This window comes from Yersinia rochesterensis (assembly GCF_003600645.1).
GTDB classification, from domain to species: domain Bacteria; phylum Pseudomonadota; class Gammaproteobacteria; order Enterobacterales; family Enterobacteriaceae; genus Yersinia; species Yersinia rochesterensis.
Window position 1 is genome coordinate 2,029,346 of sequence record NZ_CP032482.1, and the last position, 20,784, is coordinate 2,050,129.

Genomic DNA, 20,784 nt, shown 5'->3' on the forward strand with positions numbered 1-20,784 from the left:
ATGAGTGGGCTTTTTGTTTCTAATTAAAGATTACTCAACGCGGATGATGCGGCTGGTATTGGTGGTACCAATCGTCCCCATAACATCGCCTTGTGTGACGATAACTAAATCGCCAGACACCAGGAAACCTTTATCTTTCAGTCGATTAACTGCTTCGGTTGCGGCAAGAATGCCATCAGTATGGGTATCGCAATACACTGGCGTGACACCGCGATAAATAGCCGTCAGGTTCAAAGTATGCTCATGACGTGACATCGCAAAGATTGGCAAGCCAGAACTGATACGCGACATCATCAGCGCCGTGCGGCCAGATTCAGTCATCGCAATAATTGCTGTAATGCCTTTCAAGTGGTTTGCCGCATACATGGTCGACATCGCAATGGCTTCTTCGACATTGTCGAATTGCACATCAAGGCGGTGTTTGGACACATTGATACTTGGGATTTTTTCTGCACCGAGACAAACACGCGCCATGGCGGCAACCGTTTCAGCCGGATACTGGCCCGCTGCTGTTTCGGCTGACAACATGACCGCATCGGTACCATCCAATACGGCGTTAGCCACGTCCATTACTTCCGCACGTGTTGGCATTGGGTTGGTTATCATTGACTCCATCATCTGGGTCGCAGTGATAACTGCACGGTTTAGCTGGCGAGCCCGGCGAATCAGTTTTTTCTGAATGCCGACTAACTCAGGGTCGCCGATTTCGACACCCAAGTCACCACGGGCAACCATCACTACATCTGAGGCCAGAATGATATCGTCCATGGCTTCATCTGTCGCCACGGCTTCAGCACGCTCAACTTTTGCTACGATTTGCGCATTGCAGCCAGCATCACGCGCCAAACGGCGAGCATAATTCAAATCTTCGCCAGTACGTGGGAAAGAGACCGCCAGGAAATCCACACCAATTTTGGCGGCAGTAATAATGTCGGCTTTATCTTTTTCTGTCAGCGCTTCAGCAGACAGGCCACCACCTAACTTGTTGATACCTTTGTTGTTGGAGAGCGGGCCGCCGACAGTCACTTCGGTGAACACTTTCATGCCCTGAACTTCAATGACTTTTAATTGTACGCGACCATCGTCCAGCAACAGGATGTCACCGGGAACAACATCTGCCGGTAATCCTTTATAATCGATACCAACTTTGTCTTTATCGCCTTCGCCTTTTGCCATATTGGCATCGAGCAAGAATTTATCGTGTACGTTAAGGAAGACTTTTCCTTCCTTAAAAGTAGATACCCGGATCTTAGGACCCTGTAAATCGCCAAGAATCGCTACATGGCGCCCCAATCGGGCGGCAATCTCACGGACTTTATTGGCCCGCGATATATGATCTTCAGCACTACCATGGGAAAAATTCAGGCGGACTACGTTAGCACCCGCGACAATAATCTTTTCCAGATTATTGTCGCGGTCAGTAGCCGGCCCCAGTGTAGTAACAATCTTGGTCCTTCTGAGCCGTCTGGACATCTCTTACTCCGTTGACTGATGAAGCATGGTGTTGTTAAAACAGCGGATAATAAATCCGATAGTAAAATCTAATGTAAGTGACAAATTTTACGACGATGTATCTGTGACAGTTATGTTTGCGCTAACAACGTTTTACAACAAAACGTTTTACAACAACATAGTGTCATTTATGTTATCCGCTTGCGACTGTAAAACAATTGATGCGTAAAATGGCCCATGCAGATTCCATTTTTACATCAATGACCACATTACAAAAGCGAGCTATTGACTCCTTATTGACTCGGATATTGATCGAGTCAAACACGTATCATATTTCAATGATACGTCAAACTTTCACGGCAGAAGATGCGCTAACACAAAACAAAGCGACTTCGGCCTGCGTGTCATTTACTTTTTGACACATTTAGTTTTCTAACCTTACTCACCACTATTGATTTGTTGAGAGTTTTTGTCGAAGCGAGATTCTTTCAATGCATCTTTAACCCGCTTTAGGTTATCCCTGAATTTAGCCCCTCGGCGCAGAGTAAAACCGGTCGCTAAGACATCAATTAAGGTCAATTGAGCAATACGCGATACCATCGGCATATACATATCAGTATCTTCCGGCACGTCCAGCAACAGAGGTAATGTTGCTTCATTAGCCAGCGGAGTATCACGCGAGGTAATGGCAATCACTGTGGCATCGTTTTCACGCGCGAGCTGTGCCAGCTCAACGAGGCTTTTTGTCCGCCCAGTGTGTGATATTAATACCACCACATCACCTTCATTGGAATTCATGCAACTCATGCGTTGCATCACGATATCATCGAAATAAATTATCGGGATATTAAACCGGAAGAATTTATTCATTGCGTCATGGGCTACAGCGGCCGACGCACCAAGGCCAAAGAACGAAATTTTCTTCGCTTGTGTCAATAAATCCACTGCTCGGTTGATCGCGGCAATATCTAAATTATTTTTCGCCATATCCAAACTGGCCATGGTCGATTCAAATATTTTCCCAGTGTAAGCGGCTACACTATCATCCTCTTCGACGTTCCGATTCACATAAGGTGTGCCATTTGCCAGACTTTGTGCCAAATGAAGTTTAAAATCAGGGAAACCTTTGGTGTCTAGTCGACGGCAAAAGCGGTTTACCGTGGGTTCGCTGACGTTCGCCAATTTGGCTAATGTGGCAATACTTGAGTGGATGGCAGTTTGTGGGGAAGCGAGGATCACCTCGGCGACTTTCCTTTCCGACTTGCTCAGGAGGTCCAGATTATTTTGGATATTTTCCAGCGTATTCATATAACGAGAGTCACCCATGGGTTTTACCGATTTCATTTAAAGGAGAAATCTATGTCGGTTTAATGAAAATATACTACGAGCTGGAACCCGTTGGCAGAGACATCTGGTTGGAAACAACTCTTTTTCACCAGAATATGACCTGTGTCTAATTTTCATAATGGTAAATAGTTGTCAAAAACGTCATAAAATTACATTTTAAAGTTGCACCGCCTGATTTGACGCGGCCTGCCACTCCATTGAGTGTTTTTTAACCTTTTTTGGTCCACTTTTATCTGGGTTTACTGGCTATAGTCAAAGAGAGTACATTAGTAATGTAAGAAAATTACAAATATCCTGCAACGAGGAGTATAACATGGCGGTAACTAATACAGCCCAGGCAGCCCAGGCGTGTGATCTGGTGATTTTCGGCGCTAAGGGCGACTTAGCGCGTCGGAAACTGTTGCCTTCCCTTTACCAATTAGAGAAAGCGGGTCACATCCACCCTGATACTCGGATTATCGGCGTAGGCCGTGCCGACTGGGACAAAGACGCGTACACAGCCGTGGTAAGGGAAGCCCTCGATACCTTTATGAAAGAGACGCTGGATGATGAATTGTGGCAAAAACTCAGTTCTCGCCTCGATTTCTGTAATTTAGACGTCAATGACAGCAAACACTTTGCCAAATTGGGCAAAATGCTGGATCAAAAAAATCGCACAACCATCAACTACTTCGCGATGCCGCCGAATACCTTTGGCGCAATTTGTAAAGGATTGGGTGAAGCGGGGCTGAATAAAGAGCCAGCACGCGTGGTAATGGAAAAACCTTTGGGGAAAGATTTAGCTTCCTCACGGGTGATTAATGATCAGGTCGCTGAGTATTTCAACGAATGCCAGGTTTACCGTATCGACCATTATTTAGGTAAAGAGACAGTATTGAATCTGTTGGCTTTGCGTTTTGCTAACTCACTGTTTGCGTCTAACTGGGATAACCGCACCATTGATCATGTGCAGATTACTGTCGCAGAGGAAGTGGGGATTGAAGGGCGCTGGGGCTATTTTGATCAGGCCGGTCAGATGCGCGACATGATCCAGAACCACTTGCTGCAAATCCTAACCATGATTGCCATGTCACCACCGGCAGATTTGAGTACCGACCGTATCCGTGATGAAAAAGTGAAAGTGCTGCGCTCGCTGCGCCGTATTGACCACACCAATGTCCGCGAAACCACGGTTCGAGGTCAGTATACGGCCGGCTTTGTACAGGGCAATAAAGTCCCCGGCTATCTGGAAGAAGAAGGGGCGAATAAGAGCAGCAATACCGAAACATTCGTTTCTATCCGGGTCGATATTGATGACTGGCGTTGGGCCGGTGTGCCGTTCTATCTGAGAACCGGTAAACGTCTGCCAAGCAAATGTTCTGAAGTGGTGGTGTACTTTAAAAACCCTGCGCTGAATCTGTTCCGTGAGTCTTATCAACAATTACCACAGAACAAACTGACCATCCGTTTGCAGCCAGATGAAGGCATCGAAATTGAAGTGCTGAATAAAGTGCCCGGTCTTGAGCATAAACACCGTCTGCAAACCACCAAGCTTGATCTCAGCTTCTCCAAAACCTTTAACGAACAGCATATTGCGGATGCTTATGAACGTCTGCTGTTGGAGACGATGCGCGGTATTCAAGCCCTGTTTGTGCGCCGTGATGAGGTGGAGGAAGCTTGGAAGTGGGTCGATTCCATCATGGATGCGTGGGCTGCTGATAATGAGGCTCCAAAGCCTTATCAATCTGGGACATGGGGGCCAGTAGCCTCTGTTGCTATGATTACTCGTGATGGCCGTTCATGGAATGAGTTCGAATAACTATTTAGGTTATGACTATACCCTAAATAATTCGAGTTGCAGGAAGGCGGCAAGCGAGAGAGTCCCGATGAGCTTACATCAGTAAGTGATTCGGGTTATTGAGCGTAGCCAACGCACATGCAGCTTGAAGTATGACGGGTATATTGCCCGATAACAGCGCCCACTCAGGTGCAATAATAAAGAGCCGTTAGCTGGCTCGCATTGTGATTCTTTATGGCTGGCGAAACCTCATCGTCAATGTTCTGCCAGCCATCTTTCAACTGACACCTTCGGGTGAGTCCATGCCAATCGGCATAAGTGGAGATAACAACGAATGAAAAGCTGGAAAATGAGCGCAGAGCAGGTAATGACCGCAGGCCCTGTCGTCCCGGTGATCGTGATAAATAAGATCGAGCAGGCGGTACCGCTAGCAAAAGCTTTGGTGGCTGGTGGTGTTCGGGTGCTGGAAGTGACGTTGCGCACCCCTTGTGCTGTTGAGGCTATTCGCGCTATTGCCAAAGAAGTTCCTGAGGCCATTGTGGGGGCGGGTACGGTTCTTAATCCGCAGCAACTGGCTGACGTAGTTGAAGCAGGTGCTCAATTTGCCATTAGCCCAGGGCTGACTGATGAACTTCTCAAAGCGGCAACCGAAGGTGATATTCCATTGATCCCAGGAATAAGCACAGTTTCTGAACTGATGCTTGGCATGAGTTATGGCCTGCGTGAGTTTAAATTCTTCCCGGCAGAAGCTAATGGTGGTGTTAAAGCCTTGCAAGCTATCGGCGGCCCATTCTCTCAAGTGCGTTTCTGCCCAACTGGCGGTATCACACCGAACAACTATCGCGATTACCTGGCGCTGAAAAGCGTATTGTGTATCGGCGGTTCATGGTTGGTTCCGGCTGATGCGTTGGAAAAAGGTGATTACGCTCGCATTACTGAATTAGCCAAACAAGCTGTCGCGGGCGCTACGGCATAAGTTGCTCTAACTCCATGAACTGCTGGGAGAACCCGGCAGTTATGCTGAATACAAAACCTCTGCAATGCAGGGGTTTTGTTGTTTTTAGAAAGGCTAACTTATTATTTTTTAATCTCTTTTTATAAACTATTTATATAATTGATGGTTTGCTTTATAAAATTGACTGTGGTAAAAATACAGCAGTTAATTATTCCAATTTGATGAGGGTTTTAGGCGTATCGCACTGGATTTGGCATACAAGAATGTAACCAAAACGTGTGTAGCTAAAAAAAAGAGATATATTATGATGAAAACTAATGGAATTACTTTCAAGCCTTCTACATCCCAACTCTTCCTGTCAGCCATTCTGGCCAGTGAGCATCACTGGTGCAGCGAGCTGTAGCGCCTTTCTTCTTCCGTAGTTAATAAATTTAACAAAAAGTTTATACGCCAAGTGAGTTTCTATTTCTTACGGCCTGCGCACGTCTATTCCCGGTGAATGGGGTGCCGAGTGAGGATAACCGTAACAAATAGACCTTAGCGTGCGTTTATGCGTGTTAGGAGAAGAATGATGATTTATTGGATATTTTTAGGTCTAGCGATTGTTGCTGAGATTATCGGCACATTATCAATGAAATACGCCAGTGTCAGTGGTGAGATGACCGGGCATATCGTGATGTATTTTATGATAACCGGCTCATATATCTTGCTGGCGCTGGCGGTAAAGAAAGTCGCGTTAGGGGTGGCTTATGCTCTGTGGGAAGGGATTGGTATCCTGATTATTACTGTTTTCAGTGTGTTGTGGTTTGATGAAAGCTTATCGCCACTGAAAATTGCCGGTTTAGTGACTTTGATCGGCGGCATAATGTTAGTGAAATCAGGGACGCGTAAGCCAAAGAAACCAAGCAGTCCGAGCCGAAATTCGGGTGAGCATCATGCAACAGCTTGAGTTTTATCATATTGCCTTTCTGATATTGGCGGTGATTCTGGAGATAATTGCCAATATTTTGCTGAAAATGTCAGATGGTTTTCGCCGGGTATGGTTGGGAATTTTATCATTGTTGTCAGTGCTAGGGGCATTCAGTGCTTTGGCGCAAGCGGTAAAAGGCATTGAATTATCAGTGGCTTATGCCTTGTGGGGCGGTTTCGGTATCGCCGCCACTGTGGCCGCGGGTTGGATTTTGTTCAATCAGCGGCTGAATTATAAAGGTTGGATTGGTCTGATCTTGCTCTTGGCCGGCATGGTAATGATTAAGCTATCCTGATATCCCCTTTGTACTTGAAGTTGCAGGGGTGTTGGCTGCGCGCGCAAACCCGAATCACTTACCAGTGTAAGCTCATCGGGATTTGTTTGCTGGCCGCCTACCTGCAACTCCAATTACTTTGGGTATATCGAGTGACATTTTTTAGTTGAAGCAGATCGCAAAATCAAATAGCCGCAATGATTTTGATTTCAACTTTATACTTCGGATTCATTAACTTAGCTTCGACCGTGCAGCGTACCGGTGCATTGCCATCCACCACCCAAGCATCCCACGCTGCATTCATTGCCGCGAAATCTGCTTTGTCGGCCAAAAAGATAGTCGCATCCAAAATACGGCCTTTATCTGAGCCAAGTTGATTCAGCATCATATCAATGGCTGCCAGTGTGTTTGCTGTCTGCGCAGTGGCGTCTGCATCCAGATTTTCCGGAACGCTGGTGTAATAGATTGTATTGTTGAATACAACTGCGTCTGACCACCGTTTTTCTGGATTAATACGCTCAATACTCATTTTCGCCCCTTTGTGTAAATGTCAATGACTATCAGGGTAGCATAGCTTGTCGCGAGAATGTGTGGTCGCGGGCTCTTAGGCTTGGCATAATCACCGCTGATTTCGCCCGGAAGAGAAAGTGTGACAGACGATTTTGCAACAGACGGCGCATTAGCGCAGGCCATTACAGGTTTTAATCCCCGAGAGTCTCAGCGCCAAATGGCTGCGGCCATCAGTGAATCTATTGATGCCAAACAACAACTTGTGGTTGAGGCAGGTACTGGTACCGGTAAAACATTTGCTTATTTGGCACCCGCATTACGGGCTGATTGCAAAGTCATTATCTCCACTGGCTCCAAAGCATTGCAGGATCAACTGTATTCCCGCGATTTGCCTACTGTCGCTACCGCCTTAAAATATAAAGGAAAGTTGGCGTTACTCAAAGGCCGATCAAACTACCTGTGTCTGGAGCGGCTTGAGCAGCAATCACTGGCGGGCGGCGAGTTGGCCAGTGAAACATTAGTGGATTTAGTGCGCTTACGCGGCTGGTCGGCAGAAACCGTTGACGGGGATATCAGCACTTGTGGTGAAGTTGCAGAAGACAGTTTTGTCTGGCCGTTAGTGACTAGCACCAATGATAACTGTCTGGGGAGTGATTGCCCGCTGTATAAAGAGTGCTTTGTGGTGAAAGCTCGCCGCCGGGCGATGGATGCCGATGTGGTGGTAGTTAACCACCATTTATTCCTGGCGGATATGGTGGTGAAAGAGAGCGGCTTTGCCGAGCTAATCCCCACCGCCGATGTGATGATTTTCGATGAGGCCCATCAAATACCTGATATTGCCAGCCAATATTTCGGCCAGCAATTGACCAGCAGGCAACTGATGGATCTGGCGAAAGACATCATTATTGCTTATCGCACAGAAGTGCGTGACTCGGCGCAATTGCAAAAAAGTGCTGACCGGTTGACACAAAGTACCCAAGATTTTCGTTTGGTGCTGGGGGATCCCGGCTATCGCGGCAATCTGCGCGATGTGATGGAGCAACCCGCTATTCAACGGGCGCTGTTGTTGCTCGATGATGCGCTGGAACTGTGCTACGACGTGATGAAGCTTTCACTGGGGCGCAGCGCCATGTTGGATGCGGCCTTTGAGCGGGCGACGGTGTATCGCAACCGTCTGAAACGATTAAAAGATGTCACCACCCCCGGTTACAGTTATTGGTATGAATGTAATTCACGGCATTTTGTGCTGGCACTCACGCCACTGTCCGTTTCTGACCGCTTTCGCGAGTTAATCGAAGAAAAACCTGGAACCTGGATTTTCACCTCGGCCACTCTGTCGGTGAATGACCAATTATCACATTTCACTTCACGGCTGGGGCTGACCAACGCCAAGACGCTGTTGCTGCCCAGCCCATTTGACTACGCCAATCAAGCATTATTGTGTGTGCCGCGGAATTTGCCCTCCGCCAATGAGCCGGGGGCAGCACGCAAACTGGCTGTGATGCTAAAGCCCTTGATTGATGCTAACAAAGGGCGATGTTTCTTCCTGTGTACCTCGCACCAGATGATGCGTGGGTTGGCCGAAGAGTTCCGTGCCAGCATGACATTGCCGGTATTGGTGCAAGGGGAAACCAGCAAAGGGCAACTGCTGGCGCAGTTTGTGGCGGCAGGTAATGCGCTATTGGTGGCGACTAGCAGCTTTTGGGAAGGGGTCGATGTGCGCGGTGATGCCCTGTCTTGCGTTATTATCGACAAACTGCCATTTACCTCGCCGGATGACCCCTTATTGAAAGCGCGCATTGAAGATTGCCGTCTGCGCGGCGGCGATCCGTTCAATGACGTGCAATTACCCGATGCAGTGATAACTCTGAAGCAAGGTGTCGGGCGTTTGATTCGTGATATTGATGATCGCGGTGTGCTGGTTATCTGCGATAACCGGCTGGTAATGCGCCCTTATGGCGCGATGTTCCTCAATAGTTTACCACCGGCACCCCGAACCCGTGATTTGGCGAAAGCTATCGCTTTTCTCAAGCAGCGCGATTGAGGGAAAAGCGAGGAGGGGTGTGCTATCATGCGCGCCCTGTGTTGAATTCATCTTCTTTTCCTGCCGAGGTTGGCATGTCCACGCGAATTTTAGCGATCGATACCGCAACAGAAGCTTGTTCTGTCGCACTCTGGAACAACGGCGAAGTTCAGGCCATATTTGAGCTTTGTCCACGAGAACATACCCAACGAATTTTACCGATGGTGCAGCAGGTGCTGGCGGAGTCGGGTTTATCACTGCAACAACTCGATGCACTGGCTTTTGGCCGCGGTCCTGGCAGTTTTACCGGTGTAAGAATTGGTATTGGGATTGGTCAGGGGCTGGCATTGGGCGCTGACTTACCGATGATTGGCGTTTCCACCTTGCAAACCATGGCTCAAGGGGCGTTTCGCTTGACGGGTAGCACCCGCGTCTTAGCGGCGATAGATGCGCGCATGGGCGAGGTTTATTGGGGCGAGTTTGAGCGCAATGACCAAGGGCAGTGGCTCGGTGACGCGAGTGAAACGGTGATGACACCGCCACAAGCGCTGGAGCATGCTCAAGCCTTGAGTGGCACTTGGGCCACTGTGGGCACTGGCTGGCAGACGTATCCTGACCTGATTAGCGGCAGCGGTGTGGTGCTGACTGACGGCGAAATAACCTTGCCGCATGCTGAAGATATGTTGCCGCTGGCGTTATCATCATGGGCGAATGGGCAGGTTGTTCGTGTAGAAAATGCTGAGCCAGTCTACTTGCGCAATGAAGTGACCTGGAAAAAACTACCGGGCCGCTAGAACTAGCCAACATCGCGATAGCTTGAAATATTTAATAACTTATTATCCTGATTAGAGTCTAAAATATTAAGATAGCGATAGGATAAGGAGTGGCATGCTATGGTGATAAACACATCAATGACTCAATCTACCCAGAACAGAAGTCGTAAATGGAGCTGTGGTTGGCTAGGATTGGGCGCTTTGCTACTTTCCGGCTGTGTCACGATCCCACCGGCGATTCAGGGCACCACCGCGACACCGCAGCAAAATCTTAACTTGGTTCGGACGGATCCCAAGGCCTTTATTGGTCAGGAAGCACGTTTTGGCGGAACAGTGATCAATGTGACCAACGAAGCGCATCGCACCCGGCTTGAGATTGTCAGTGTACCACTAGATTCGGGAGCCAGACCTATTTTGGGCGACCCTTCACAGGGCCGAGTCATTGCTTATGTGAATGGTTTCCTTGAGCCCGCCGATTTCCGTGGGCATCTTGTCACTGTTGTTGGGCCGATTACCGGTGTTGAAGCGGGTAAAATTGGCCAGACACCTTATAATTTCGTGGTAATGAATGCCACGGGTTATAAGCGTTGGCATATTGAACAGCAAGTGTTAATGCCACCTATGATGGACCCTTGGGGTTATCGTTACCCTGGAATGTGGGGGCCAGGATGGGGGGGGTGGTACAATCCGGGGCCAGCACCGATACAAACCATTGTGACGGAGTAGGGAGAATTCTCCATCACTGTTGGGCGATATATAGACCATAGGGTTAATCAAGAAGGGCGCTGAATTCAGCGCCCTTTTACATTTGCGCTAAGCTGCGGGTATGTAAAAGTTATTTATGATCAATTAGTTAGATTGGAGAATGTCATTAAATTAGTTTAACTAATTGATTTTAATGTTATTTTTTGTCAGTCATTAACTGACTTGATTATTTTTATGATCTCAACGCCAGAAAATAGTGATGTATATCCCAACCTCAAAATTGTTTAAAAGCAAACTGGTAAGCTGAGTTAAAATATTGTTAAAGTTCTGGTGTAAATAAGTTTGCCAGCCTATCTGGTGACTAATAATAATTTCAGGAGCGCTACCTTGGAAAAAGTATGGCTAAAGCGATACCCGGCAGATGTCCCCGCAGAAATTGACCCGGATCGCTATTCTTCTTTGGTGGAAATGTTTGAGAATGCCGCGTTGCGTTATGCGGACCAACCTGCGTTCATCAATATGGGGGAGGTGATGACCTTCCGTAAGCTGGAAGAGCGTAGCCGTGCTTTCGCCGCCTATCTACAGCAAGGTCTGGGATTGCAAAAAGGCGATCGCGTTGCATTGATGATGCCTAACCTGCTGCAATATCCTATTGCTTTGTTTGGTATTCTGCGTGCTGGCATGGTTGTGGTGAATGTTAATCCACTGTATACCCCACGAGAGCTAGAGCATCAGCTCAATGATAGTGGCGCTGTGGCTATTGTTATTGTTTCCAATTTTGCCCATACACTGGAAAAAATCGTGTTTAAGACCCAAGTTAAGCACGTTATTTTAACGCGTATGGGCGATCAGCTGTCGACGGCAAAAGGGACACTGGTCAATTTCGTGGTGAAATATATCAAGCGGCTGGTGCCGAAATACTATTTGCCTGATGCCATTTCATTCCGCACGGCATTACAGAAAGGCCGCCGGATGCAATATGTGAAGCCGGATGTCATCAATACAGATATGGCATTCTTGCAATATACCGGCGGTACAACTGGCGTGGCGAAAGGGGCGATGTTGACCCACCGTAACATGCAATCGAACCTGGAACAGGCCAAAGCGGCCTATGCCCCATTGTTACAACCGGGCCATGAGCTGGTGGTGACGGCGCTACCGCTCTATCACATTTTTGCGTTGACCATGAATTGCCTACTATTCATAGAACTGGGCGGCCGCAGTTTATTGATAACTAACCCGCGTGATATACCGGGCATGGTGAAAGAGCTTAGTCGCTACCCATTCACGGCGATGACCGGGGTGAACACATTATTTAATGCGCTGTTAAATAATGAGGAATTCACCCAATTAGACTTCTCCACTTTGCGCCTTTCTGTCGGCGGCGGGATGCCAGTACAGAAAGCCGTGGCTGAAAAGTGGGAAAATCTAACCGGGAAACATTTACTGGAAGGCTATGGTTTAACCGAGTGTTCGCCGTTAGTCACTGGCAACCCTTATGATTTGAAGCATTACAGCGGCAGTATCGGCCTGCCTGTGCCCTCTACCGATGTTCGGCTGGTTGATGATGAGGGTAACGATGTTGCTTTGGGGGAACCGGGCGAACTGTGGGTGCGTGGGCCTCAAGTTATGTTAGGCTATTGGCAGCGGCCCGAAGCGACCGATGAAGTCCTAAAACAGGGATGGCTGGCAACAGGTGATATCGCGACGATAGATGAACAAGGTTTCTTGCGAATTGTTGACCGCAAAAAGGATATGATTCTGGTTTCCGGTTTTAACGTCTACCCCAACGAGATTGAAGATGTGGTGGCGTTACATGCGAAAGTGTTGGAGTCTGCGGTTGTAGGGGTGCCTAATGAGGTCTCCGGTGAGACAGTAAAATTGTTTGTCGTGAAAAAAGATGTCTCATTGACGCAGGAAGAGTTGTTAACCCATTGCCGCCGCTACCTAACAGGGTATAAAGTACCGAAAATAGTAGAGTTCCGCGACGAGTTGCCGAAATCGAATGTCGGTAAAATTTTGCGTCGAGAACTGCGTGACGAACAGATTAAGGCCAAAGTCAGCGAACAAAACGCGGCTTAACTTAATGTGGGAGTTACTCAATCATCATCAACAACGCCGGTTATCACCGGCGTTGTTGTGTTTGCCATAGCACTAACGACTTATAGAGAATCATGTTTTGAATTATCAGTTGATCACGACCGACAGTGCCTTGCAGCAGGTCTGCGAACAAGCCCGAACACATGCCCATGTTGCGCTGGATACAGAGTTTGTCAGAACCCGCACCTACTACCCTCAGTTGGGCCTGATTCAACTGTATGACGGTGAACAACTTTCACTTATTGATCCTTTGCCCATTACGCAGTGGCAACCTTTCCGTGAGTTGCTCCAAGATTTGAATGTGGTGAAATATCTGCATGCGGGTAGTGAAGATCTCGAAGTATTCTTAAATGCCTTTGAAATAATGCCCACGCCGATGATTGATACTCAGATATTGGCTGCATTTTCTGGCCGCACGTTATCTTGCGGTTTTGCCATGCTGGTGAATGAGTTTGAAGGTGTCGAATTAGATAAAAGTGAATCTCGGACAGATTGGATTGCTCGGCCGTTAAGTGAAAAACAGTGTGACTATGCCGCTGCGGACGTATTTTATTTGTTGCCGTTGGCCGCTAAATTGGTTGAGGCGACTGAAGCTGCCGGGCGTATGGACGCAGCTATCGACGAATGTGAGCTGCTGTGCCGCCGTCGCAGTGAAACACTTGACCCCGAATTAGCTTATCGCGAAATCACCAATGCCTGGCAGTTGCGTGGCAGTCAGTTGGCTTGTCTGCAAAAGCTGGCGTCATGGCGCTTACGTCAAGCTCGTGAGCGCGATCTGGCGGTGAACTTTGTCGTTCGCGAAGAAAACCTATGGCAAGTCGCCCGTTATCAGCCAACCTCGCTGGGTGAGCTGGACTCACTAGGCTTAAGTGGGCAGGAGATTCGCTATCATGGCCGCACCTTACTGGCGCTGGTGGCTGAAGGTAATGCAGTCCCTGAGGATCAACTGCCGCCACCGGTTATTAATCTGATTGACCAGCCGGGTTACAAGAAAGTATTTAAAGATATTAAAGCACTTATTGCATCTGTTAGTGAGCGCAGTGGGCTAAGTAGTGAGTTACTGGCATCACGCCGCCAAATAAACCAATTACTCAGTTGGCATTGGAAATTGAAATTAACAGAGACTCAGCCTGAATTATTAAGTGGTTGGCGCGGTGAATTATTGTCGCCGGAATTGACTGAGATTTTACAGCAATATTAATGGATATTCAGGGTGGGGGAGACTTCACTCTGGGTGTTTGAGTTTTAATTTATCACTCGTTTATAAATAGCCCAAATAGAGAAGAAGAATGATCTTGTCTTGGTGGGTATATTTATAGTGGATGAATATAACGAGAGTGTGACTGGATATATATACAGTCAAATAAAAGAAACTACCCCTGTAAATAAATACAGGGGATAGTTATTGCGAAGACATCATTTAGGTGTTTCTTCCGTTTCCGGCAATGTCACGTTAAGTTCAAGCACCGAAATATCATCTCCTTTCTGCTCAAATTGCACATGCAGCATTTCAGGATCGATCTGAATATATTTACAAATAACCGCCAAAATATCGCGTTTCAAGTCAGGCAAATAATGGGGCTCACTGTCCCCACGACGACGCTCAGCGACGATAATTTGCAGCCGTTCCTTGGCTATATTGGCTGTCGGTTTTTTGCGGGACAGAAAAAAGTCTAACAAAGCCATGGTTTATCCCCCAAAAAGGCGTTTCAGGAAGCCCTTCTTCTCTTCTTCAATGAAGCGGAAGGGGCGTTCTTCTCCTAGCAAACGGTCAACGGTATCGTCATAAGCTTTACCGGCATCTGACTCTTTGTCCAGAATCACTGGCTCACCTTGGTTCGAGGCGCGCAGTACTGACTGATCTTCTGGAATAACGCCAACCAGTGGGATCCTCAGAATATCGAGGACATCTTCCATGCTAAGCATATCGCCGCGATTAACACGCCCTGGATTGTAGCGGGTCAACAGCAGATGTTCTTTAATTGGCTCCTGGCCTCTTTCAGCCCGGCGTGACTTGGATGACAATATCCCAAGGATACGGTCTGAGTCACGAACTGAGGAAACTTCAGGGTTAGTAGTGATGACGGCTTCGTCAGCAAAGTACAGCGCCATCAACGCGCCGCTTTCAATACCCGCTGGCGAGTCACACACTACGAACTCGAAATTCATTTCGCCAAGATCGTTTAAAATCTTTTCAACACCCTCTTTGGTCAGAGCGTCTTTGTCTCGGGTCTGAGAGGCGGGCAGAATATACAAATTATCTGTACGCTTATCTTTTATTAATGCTTGGTTCAAGGTGGCGTCACCTTGAATCACATTAACAAAATCGTAAACTACCCGGCGTTCACAGCCCATAATCAAATCCAGGTTCCGTAGACCGATATCGAAATCGATAACCACGGTTTTTTTACCTTTTTGGGCCAAGCCGGTTGCGATAGCCGCGCTTGATGTGGTCTTGCCAACGCCCCCTTTACCCGATGTAACAACAATAATGCGTGCCATGAAATGGATTCCTTGTCAAAAGGGCTTAATTTAAAGGTTGTATAGTTAATGCGTTATCCAGCAGATGCAAACGCGCAGCTTGACCAAAATAACCACTGGGGATCTGGTCACTCAACCAGTACTGCCCTGCGATAGAGACTAGTTCAGCACCCAGATGCGTGCAAAAAATCTGGCACTGCGCATCACCGGATGCACCTGCTAGCGCACGACCTCGCATCATTCCATAGATGTGAATATTGCCGTCGGCAATTAATTCAGCTCCGGCGCTGACACTGCTGATAACAATCAAATCGCAATTACGGGCATAAATCTGTTGGCCGGAACGGACAGGCGTGTTGATAATTCGTGTCTTGGTAGGAACATTTTCCGGCGGGCTGATAACTGGCTCTGGTGCCACTTTCTGGCCTTTACCTTCGCTCAGTAACGGCAAACCTGCCCGTGCTATTGCACGTTTTTGACGTTCATCCTGACAACCACTGATGCCAACAATACGCAGACCCGCTGAAGTGACAGCCTGTTGGAGATCTTTCCAGTTAGCACCGTTAGGTAACGTTGCAACGTTAATCACAACAGGGGCGTTTTTCAGGAAAGCGGGCGCTTGATCTACCTTTTCCTGTAATGCCTGACGGATTACCTCCGGTCGTGAATCATGTAAATGAATGACCGATAGGGTAAAACTACTGCCTTTTAACTCAATTGGCGATTGTGACATCTATCCTGACTCAGTTTCAGCTGCGTTAATCCCCGAAATATCATCCGGGGTACAATATTCTGATGTTCCCAAGCATGTTATAGGTAATATAAAGAGAAATCTATCCGTATCAATATATTGAAACTATAACGCCATAATGACGCCGAACTTGCCAGAAATTACAGCATAACTTCTGCTTATTCGCTAGCCCCGACCAGCCTATATTTGGTGTATATCACTGCGGTGATTGAGTTGTGTATTTTTTCAGCAATAAAGTTGGCGTTATGTCAGTACGGTTGCGCCCATAAAAACCATTAATTTCTATCAAATATGGTCATTTTTTTATCAAGTGAAGTTGTTTTTTATAAAATGAGGTAATGGTAGACCATTATTATGGCTTTTAAGATGGCGATAAAATGGGAAATGGAATGCGGCTATTATTGGTTCAGTGAAATACCGCGCAATATTATTTCGGAGCAATCTCACTCAATACTTTGTCAATCTGCGCACTATGCCGAGTAAATGGATGAGCCATAAAACGTAGGAGTTTTTTCTTTTACTATAAACGACATGAATCAATGTTATATTTAATGATTGTTTATTGAGAATGATAATTATTTTGTGATATTTTGTGCTTTCTGCATCAGCTAGTCTAAAGGAAGTCAATGATGAAAAGGAATTTCGTCCCACTATCATTTATCTGTGTTATTGCCCTATCAACCCCTTTTCATGCTGGGGCTGATTTTAGCTATCACGCTGAATTACCAAAAGATAGTCAGGTTTCTACCGATTACTTGGAAAAACGCAAAGCACTGAGGGGGGCGGCTCATGATGCTGAATCATGGCAACAGAAATTAGATGAGGAAAAAGCACGAATAGATGCTGATGTCGCCAGGGATGAAAAAGAAAAACAGATGAAATGCCAACGGCAAGAACATCAACCCCGCCCGCGAGTGGATAATGCCAGAAATTCCTATTTAACCCCCGATCCTTGTGCTGCCAGGATAGAGGTCAAGATCCCCGTCTATTGATATCTCAGATATGTGATATAGCCTGGCGTGTTATAATCATCAGCTATACCCGTCATACTTCAAGCTGCATGTGCGTTGGCCGCCTTCCTGCAACTCGAATTATTTAGGGTATATTACCCTTGAATTTATCGACTAGAGTCCAAAACATGCTTTGTGCTATCTACAGAAGCCCTAAACGGGATCAAACTTACCTTTATATTGAAAAGAAAGATGATTTTTCGAGAGTGCCTGCTGAGTTACTCGCCAGTTTTGGTCAACCGCAATTTGCGATGCTGCTTTCACTCAATGAGCGAAAAAGCTTGGCAACGGCGGATATCGAAAAAGTGAAGAACGCGCTCGTTGATCAGGGCTTTTATCTGCAAGTCCCGCCACCACCAGAAAGTTTGTTGAAAATGCATTTGGGTGAAACGAAAGCCTAGTTTTCTCGCTGGCGATGGCTTTATAAAGGAACGCGTCGATGAAATTGTCAATGATTACAGTCGCCATTGCGGCTGTAATATCTATGGGGTGTGCCAAAAAGAACACAACTGCTCCAATGCAACCACAAGCTGCTGCATTGCAATCTGCACCGAGTCCAGCCCCTGCCGCCAACAGCAAAAAAATGTTATCCGAACAGGGGCGGGATCCGGCGCAATTTCCCGCTTATGTTGAAAAATTAAAATCTCAGGCCCGCGCGAAGGGGATCAGTGACGCCACGTTGGATATCGCTTTCGCCAATATTCATTTTGTTGACAGGGTTATTCAATCGGATCGTAACCAGTTAGAAAAAAAGATCACATTGGATGACTACCTCGCCAAAGTTCTGACTCCGAGTAAAATAGCGCAGGGCAAAGAAATTTATCAGCGCTATCAGCCCCAGTTATCGCCCGTGGCTGCGCGCTATGGCGTGCCGGAACGTTACATTGTGGCACTGTGGGGAATGGAAAGTGGCTTTGGTAAAATTCAAGGTAAAGAAGATGTGATTTCGGCTTTGTCGACATTGGCATTTGAAGGGCGGCGCGAGGCATTTTTCACCAAAGAGCTGATGGCCGCACTGGAAATAATTCAACAAGGTCGCGTGGAAGATCCGCAATTGAAAGGGTCTTGGGCCGGAGCCATGGGGCAAAGCCAGTTTATGCCCAGTTCTTTCCTGACCTATGGGGCTGATGGTGATGGTGACGGGAAAGTCGATATTTGGAATAATATTGATGATGTGTTTGCTTCAACCGCTAACTATCTGTCTACTGAGGGATGGAAACCGGGCATGGAGTGGGGTCAGGAAGTTCAGTTACCTGAGGACTTCAATGTTGCACTTGCCGGTTTGAAAGATAGCCAAGCCAAGACAGTCGCACAATGGCAGCAGCTTGGCGTTATCCCAAAAGGCAGTGTGGCTAACCCTGATTTGCGTGCTTGGGTGATTGTGCCCGATGATGTACAAGGGCGAGCGTTTCTGGTTTATGATAATTTCCGAACCATAATGCACTGGAACCGTTCTTACTATTTTGCTATCAGCATTGGTATGATGGCGGATAGCATTAGTCAATAATGCCTGCGGTGTAGTGTCTATCAGGATATAAATTCAAGAGAGGCAGTATGTATCAACATAGAGACTGGCAAGGGGCTTTGCTGGATTTCCCAGTGAGTAAAGTGGTTTGCGTAGGCAGTAACTATGCCGAACATATTAAAGAGATGGGAAGTGTAGCCTCAGCCGAGCCAGTGCTATTTATGAAACCGGAAACAGCCCTGTGTGATATTCGCCAACCGGTCTCGATCCCGAAAGATTTAGGTGCTGTACACCATGAAGTTGAACTGGCTGTTTTGATCGGGACACCGTTAAAACAAGCCACTGAAGATAGAGTGGCTCGTGCTATTGCGGGTTATGGTGTGGCATTGGATTTAACCTTGCGTGAATTGCAGGCCGGTTTGAAGAAAGCGGGGCAGCCTTGGGAGAAAGCCAAAGCCTTTGATGGTTCGTGCCCGATTTCGGGTTTTATCCCTGTGGCCGAGTTTGGCGATGCACAACAGGTTGATTTATCCCTGACCATCAATGATGAAATCCGTCAACAGGGCAATACCCGCGATATGATAACGCCTATCATTCCATTGATAAGCTATATCAGTCGTTTCTTTACGTTGCGTCCCGGTGATGTCGTGTTGACTGGGACACCACAAGGTGTCGGCCCGATGAAGTCGGGTGATATGCTAAAAATTATGCTAAATGGTAAAACATTGAACACCCGCATAATCTAAATGAATGTCTGCCGCTTGGGCCATTGCTCGGGCGGCAAAACTTGCATCTGGTAGCCAAAACGTCTATAAACACCCGCTCATTCAACTCTATATTTTTCAATTACAGCGGATACCGTTATGTCACAACCTCCTTTTTGGCAACAAAAAACACTTGCTGAGATGTCAGACAGTGAATGGGAATCACTGTGCGACGGATGCGGCCAATGTTGTTTGAATAAACTGATTGATGAGGACACGGATGAAATCTATTTCACCAATGTGGCCTGTGATCAGCTCAATCTCAAAACCTGTCAGTGCCGTAATTATGAGCGCCGCTTTGAATTAGAAGAGGATTGCATCAAGTTAACTCGCGAAAACTTGGTGACTTTTGAATGGCTGCCGCCTACCTGCGCATATCGCTTAATTGGCGAAGGTCATGATTTACCCCATTGGCACCCATTATTATCGGGTTCAAAATCCGCCATGCACGGTGAGCGAATTTCAGTACGTCATATTGCGGTGCGCGAGAGTGAAGTGATCGACTGGCAAGACCACATTTTGAATAAACCACAGTGGGCCAGATAACTCGTCACGATAAGCAGCCAAATATGGCATACTAGCGCCGAAATTTAACCAAGAAACTTAAAAAAATGAAATATTCTACTTTAGCCGCTGTTATCATCGGTATATTCACCACATTAGGTGGTGTTTCACATCAGGTTCAGGCCGCTGGGGCTTCATTAATTAATCTTGACTGCGAATTGAAAGAGGGCAGCAGCCTTTCTGCCGTATTGGATGGGCCGAATCAACAGCTGACCATCGATAAATCAGTATTTCAGTTTGTTAAAGTTAATCCGGAAGGTCAGGGTGAATCGCTGATCTTCCAGAAGTCGAATAACCAGGAACATGTTATTGCGGCTCTTAACATCTCCACCATGCCCATTCGTTTGGCGATTGTCGATGGTGAGCAAGCGAGCCAATATATTTGTACTCATAGCAAAGCGTAATACTGGGATAATAATCTGAAACAAGGCTGCCATAGGGCGGCCTTGTTTAGTTATGTCACGGGTAGATTAATTATTTGCTCCTCATTGGCAAGAAATAAAGAATCCAGATTCATCTGAAATGGAAAATTATATTCAATTTCCCTTGATGAAATATTATAAAAACTGTATAATTATTAATCGTATGAAGTTAAAGTATGACAGTATTTTTGTCTATCACAGTTAGTGGGTTACGGGATAAGATGTTTAACAGAAAAGCGCATTAAGGATATTTACAGTGTGTTTCTCTGTTATGCAATGGTCGTGCTTAGGCTGTGTAATGTTGGAGTGTACGACGGACGCTTACACCATAACATGACAGCCGGGAAAGTACCGGCATCCTTTCAAACCCTGGTTATTACCGGGGTTTTTATATGGCCGATTGAGTCAGCATGACGGCCACACTCTCTTATTCCTACCTAT

At 46.9% G+C, this 20,784-nt stretch carries 21 protein-coding genes; 15 read left to right on the forward strand and 6 right to left on the reverse strand.

Translation table 11 applies throughout. The features are described 5' to 3' along the window. Nucleotides 1-30: 30 nt before the first annotated feature. Together pyk and DXZ79_RS09560 are read right to left on the reverse strand one after the other, a co-directional pair. Nucleotides 31-1,473, reverse strand: coding sequence for a pyruvate kinase (pyk, locus tag DXZ79_RS09555; protein WP_038633348.1), 1,443 nt, complete (start codon nt 1,471-1,473; stop codon nt 31-33). 417 nt (nt 1,474-1,890) lie between these two features. Further along, entirely contained in the window at nt 1,891-2,760 is an 870-nt protein-coding gene (locus DXZ79_RS09560; RefSeq protein WP_038639551.1) for a MurR/RpiR family transcriptional regulator, read from the reverse strand. A 352-nt stretch (nt 2,761-3,112) separates the two neighbouring features. On the opposite strand from DXZ79_RS09560, the gene zwf reads away from it, so the two are divergent. From zwf to mdtI, 4 genes are all read left to right on the forward strand, one after another. Further along, nucleotides 3,113-4,597: a glucose-6-phosphate dehydrogenase gene (gene zwf / locus DXZ79_RS09570; protein WP_004390690.1), complete on the forward strand. Its 1,485-nt coding sequence runs from the start codon at nt 3,113-3,115 to the stop codon at nt 4,595-4,597. A gap of 313 nt (nt 4,598-4,910) precedes the next feature. Further along, on the forward strand, nt 4,911-5,552 hold the full coding sequence (locus tag DXZ79_RS09575) for a bifunctional 4-hydroxy-2-oxoglutarate aldolase/2-dehydro-3-deoxy-phosphogluconate aldolase (RefSeq protein ID WP_038633345.1): 642 nt from the start codon (nt 4,911-4,913) through the stop codon (nt 5,550-5,552). A gap of 550 nt (nt 5,553-6,102) precedes the next feature. Next, nucleotides 6,103-6,480, forward strand: coding sequence for a multidrug/spermidine efflux SMR transporter subunit MdtJ (gene mdtJ, locus DXZ79_RS09580; protein WP_038633342.1), 378 nt, complete (start codon nt 6,103-6,105; stop codon nt 6,478-6,480). Next, nucleotides 6,467-6,796, forward strand: coding sequence for a multidrug/spermidine efflux SMR transporter subunit MdtI (mdtI, locus tag DXZ79_RS09585; RefSeq protein ID WP_005163022.1), 330 nt, complete (start codon nt 6,467-6,469; stop codon nt 6,794-6,796). Before mdtJ ends, mdtI begins: the two co-directional genes overlap by 14 nt. 163 nt (nt 6,797-6,959) lie before the next feature. Here the strand turns inward: mdtI and DXZ79_RS09590 are convergent, their stop codons facing one another. Beyond that, nucleotides 6,960-7,304 carry a RidA family protein gene (locus DXZ79_RS09590; RefSeq protein WP_038633337.1) on the reverse strand — a complete coding sequence of 115 codons (345 nt, stop codon included), beginning with the start codon at nt 7,302-7,304 and terminating at the stop codon, nt 6,960-6,962. A 120-nt stretch (nt 7,305-7,424) separates the two neighbouring features. Between DXZ79_RS09590 and yoaA the strand changes: the two genes are divergently transcribed. The 5 genes from yoaA to rnd all read left to right on the forward strand — a co-directional run bounded on the left by yoaA (nt 7,425) and on the right by rnd (nt 14,087). Next, nucleotides 7,425-9,329, forward strand: coding sequence for a DNA repair helicase YoaA (yoaA, locus tag DXZ79_RS09595; protein ID WP_038633334.1), 1,905 nt, complete (start codon nt 7,425-7,427; stop codon nt 9,327-9,329). Between the two features lie 74 nt (nt 9,330-9,403). Further along, the gene (gene tsaB / locus DXZ79_RS09600) at nt 9,404-10,102 is read left to right on the forward strand and encodes a tRNA (adenosine(37)-N6)-threonylcarbamoyltransferase complex dimerization subunit type 1 TsaB (protein WP_120011620.1); all 699 of its coding nucleotides are present in this window, start codon (nt 9,404-9,406) and stop codon (nt 10,100-10,102) included. A 99-nt stretch (nt 10,103-10,201) separates the two neighbouring features. After that, nucleotides 10,202-10,807 carry a Slp family lipoprotein gene (locus tag DXZ79_RS09605; RefSeq protein ID WP_038633331.1) on the forward strand — a complete coding sequence of 202 codons (606 nt, stop codon included), beginning with the start codon at nt 10,202-10,204 and terminating at the stop codon, nt 10,805-10,807. Nucleotides 10,808-11,173: 366 nt separating this feature from the next. After that, nucleotides 11,174-12,868: a long-chain-fatty-acid--CoA ligase FadD gene (gene fadD, locus DXZ79_RS09610; RefSeq protein WP_038633328.1), complete on the forward strand. Its 1,695-nt coding sequence runs from the start codon at nt 11,174-11,176 to the stop codon at nt 12,866-12,868. 97 nt (nt 12,869-12,965) lie between these two features. Beyond that, nucleotides 12,966-14,087: a ribonuclease D gene (gene rnd, locus DXZ79_RS09615; RefSeq protein ID WP_038633326.1), complete on the forward strand. Its 1,122-nt coding sequence runs from the start codon at nt 12,966-12,968 to the stop codon at nt 14,085-14,087. Nucleotides 14,088-14,302: 215 nt separating this feature from the next. On the opposite strand, the gene minE is transcribed toward rnd, so the two are convergent. The 3 genes from minE to minC are packed head-to-tail and all read right to left on the reverse strand — an operon-like array spanning nt 14,303 to nt 16,100. Continuing rightward, the gene (gene minE, locus DXZ79_RS09620; RefSeq protein ID WP_002211180.1) at nt 14,303-14,572 is read right to left on the reverse strand and encodes a cell division topological specificity factor MinE; all 270 of its coding nucleotides are present in this window, start codon (nt 14,570-14,572) and stop codon (nt 14,303-14,305) included. A 3-nt stretch (nt 14,573-14,575) separates the two neighbouring features. After that, entirely contained in the window at nt 14,576-15,388 is an 813-nt protein-coding gene (gene minD / locus DXZ79_RS09625; RefSeq protein ID WP_004390679.1) for a septum site-determining protein MinD, read from the reverse strand. Between the two features lie 25 nt (nt 15,389-15,413). Then, nucleotides 15,414-16,100, reverse strand: a complete 687-nt coding sequence (gene minC / locus DXZ79_RS09630; protein ID WP_038633324.1) for a septum site-determining protein MinC — start codon at nt 16,098-16,100, stop codon at nt 15,414-15,416. A 647-nt stretch (nt 16,101-16,747) separates the two neighbouring features. Here minC and DXZ79_RS09635 point away from each other — a divergent pair. The 6 genes from DXZ79_RS09635 to DXZ79_RS09660 all read left to right on the forward strand — a co-directional run bounded on the left by DXZ79_RS09635 (nt 16,748) and on the right by DXZ79_RS09660 (nt 20,325). Continuing rightward, nucleotides 16,748-17,110, forward strand: coding sequence for a hypothetical protein (locus DXZ79_RS09635; protein ID WP_038633320.1), 363 nt, complete (start codon nt 16,748-16,750; stop codon nt 17,108-17,110). Between the two features lie 146 nt (nt 17,111-17,256). Continuing rightward, nucleotides 17,257-17,529: a YcgL domain-containing protein gene (locus tag DXZ79_RS09640; protein ID WP_004393529.1), complete on the forward strand. Its 273-nt coding sequence runs from the start codon at nt 17,257-17,259 to the stop codon at nt 17,527-17,529. Between the two features lie 38 nt (nt 17,530-17,567). Then, nucleotides 17,568-18,635 (forward strand): lytic murein transglycosylase, encoded by a 1,068-nt coding sequence (locus DXZ79_RS09645; protein ID WP_162928739.1) that lies wholly within the window; start codon nt 17,568-17,570, stop codon nt 18,633-18,635. 47 nt (nt 18,636-18,682) lie between these two features. Beyond that, nucleotides 18,683-19,339 (forward strand): fumarylacetoacetate hydrolase family protein, encoded by a 657-nt coding sequence (locus DXZ79_RS09650; RefSeq protein ID WP_038633311.1) that lies wholly within the window; start codon nt 18,683-18,685, stop codon nt 19,337-19,339. Nucleotides 19,340-19,456: 117 nt separating this feature from the next. Further along, a complete protein-coding gene (locus tag DXZ79_RS09655; protein ID WP_038633306.1) occupies nt 19,457-19,903 on the forward strand; it encodes a YcgN family cysteine cluster protein in 447 nt (148 codons plus the stop codon). Nucleotides 19,904-19,968: 65 nt separating this feature from the next. Continuing rightward, nucleotides 19,969-20,325, forward strand: coding sequence for a hypothetical protein (locus tag DXZ79_RS09660; protein ID WP_038633303.1), 357 nt, complete (start codon nt 19,969-19,971; stop codon nt 20,323-20,325). Nucleotides 20,326-20,784 lie beyond the last annotated feature (459 nt).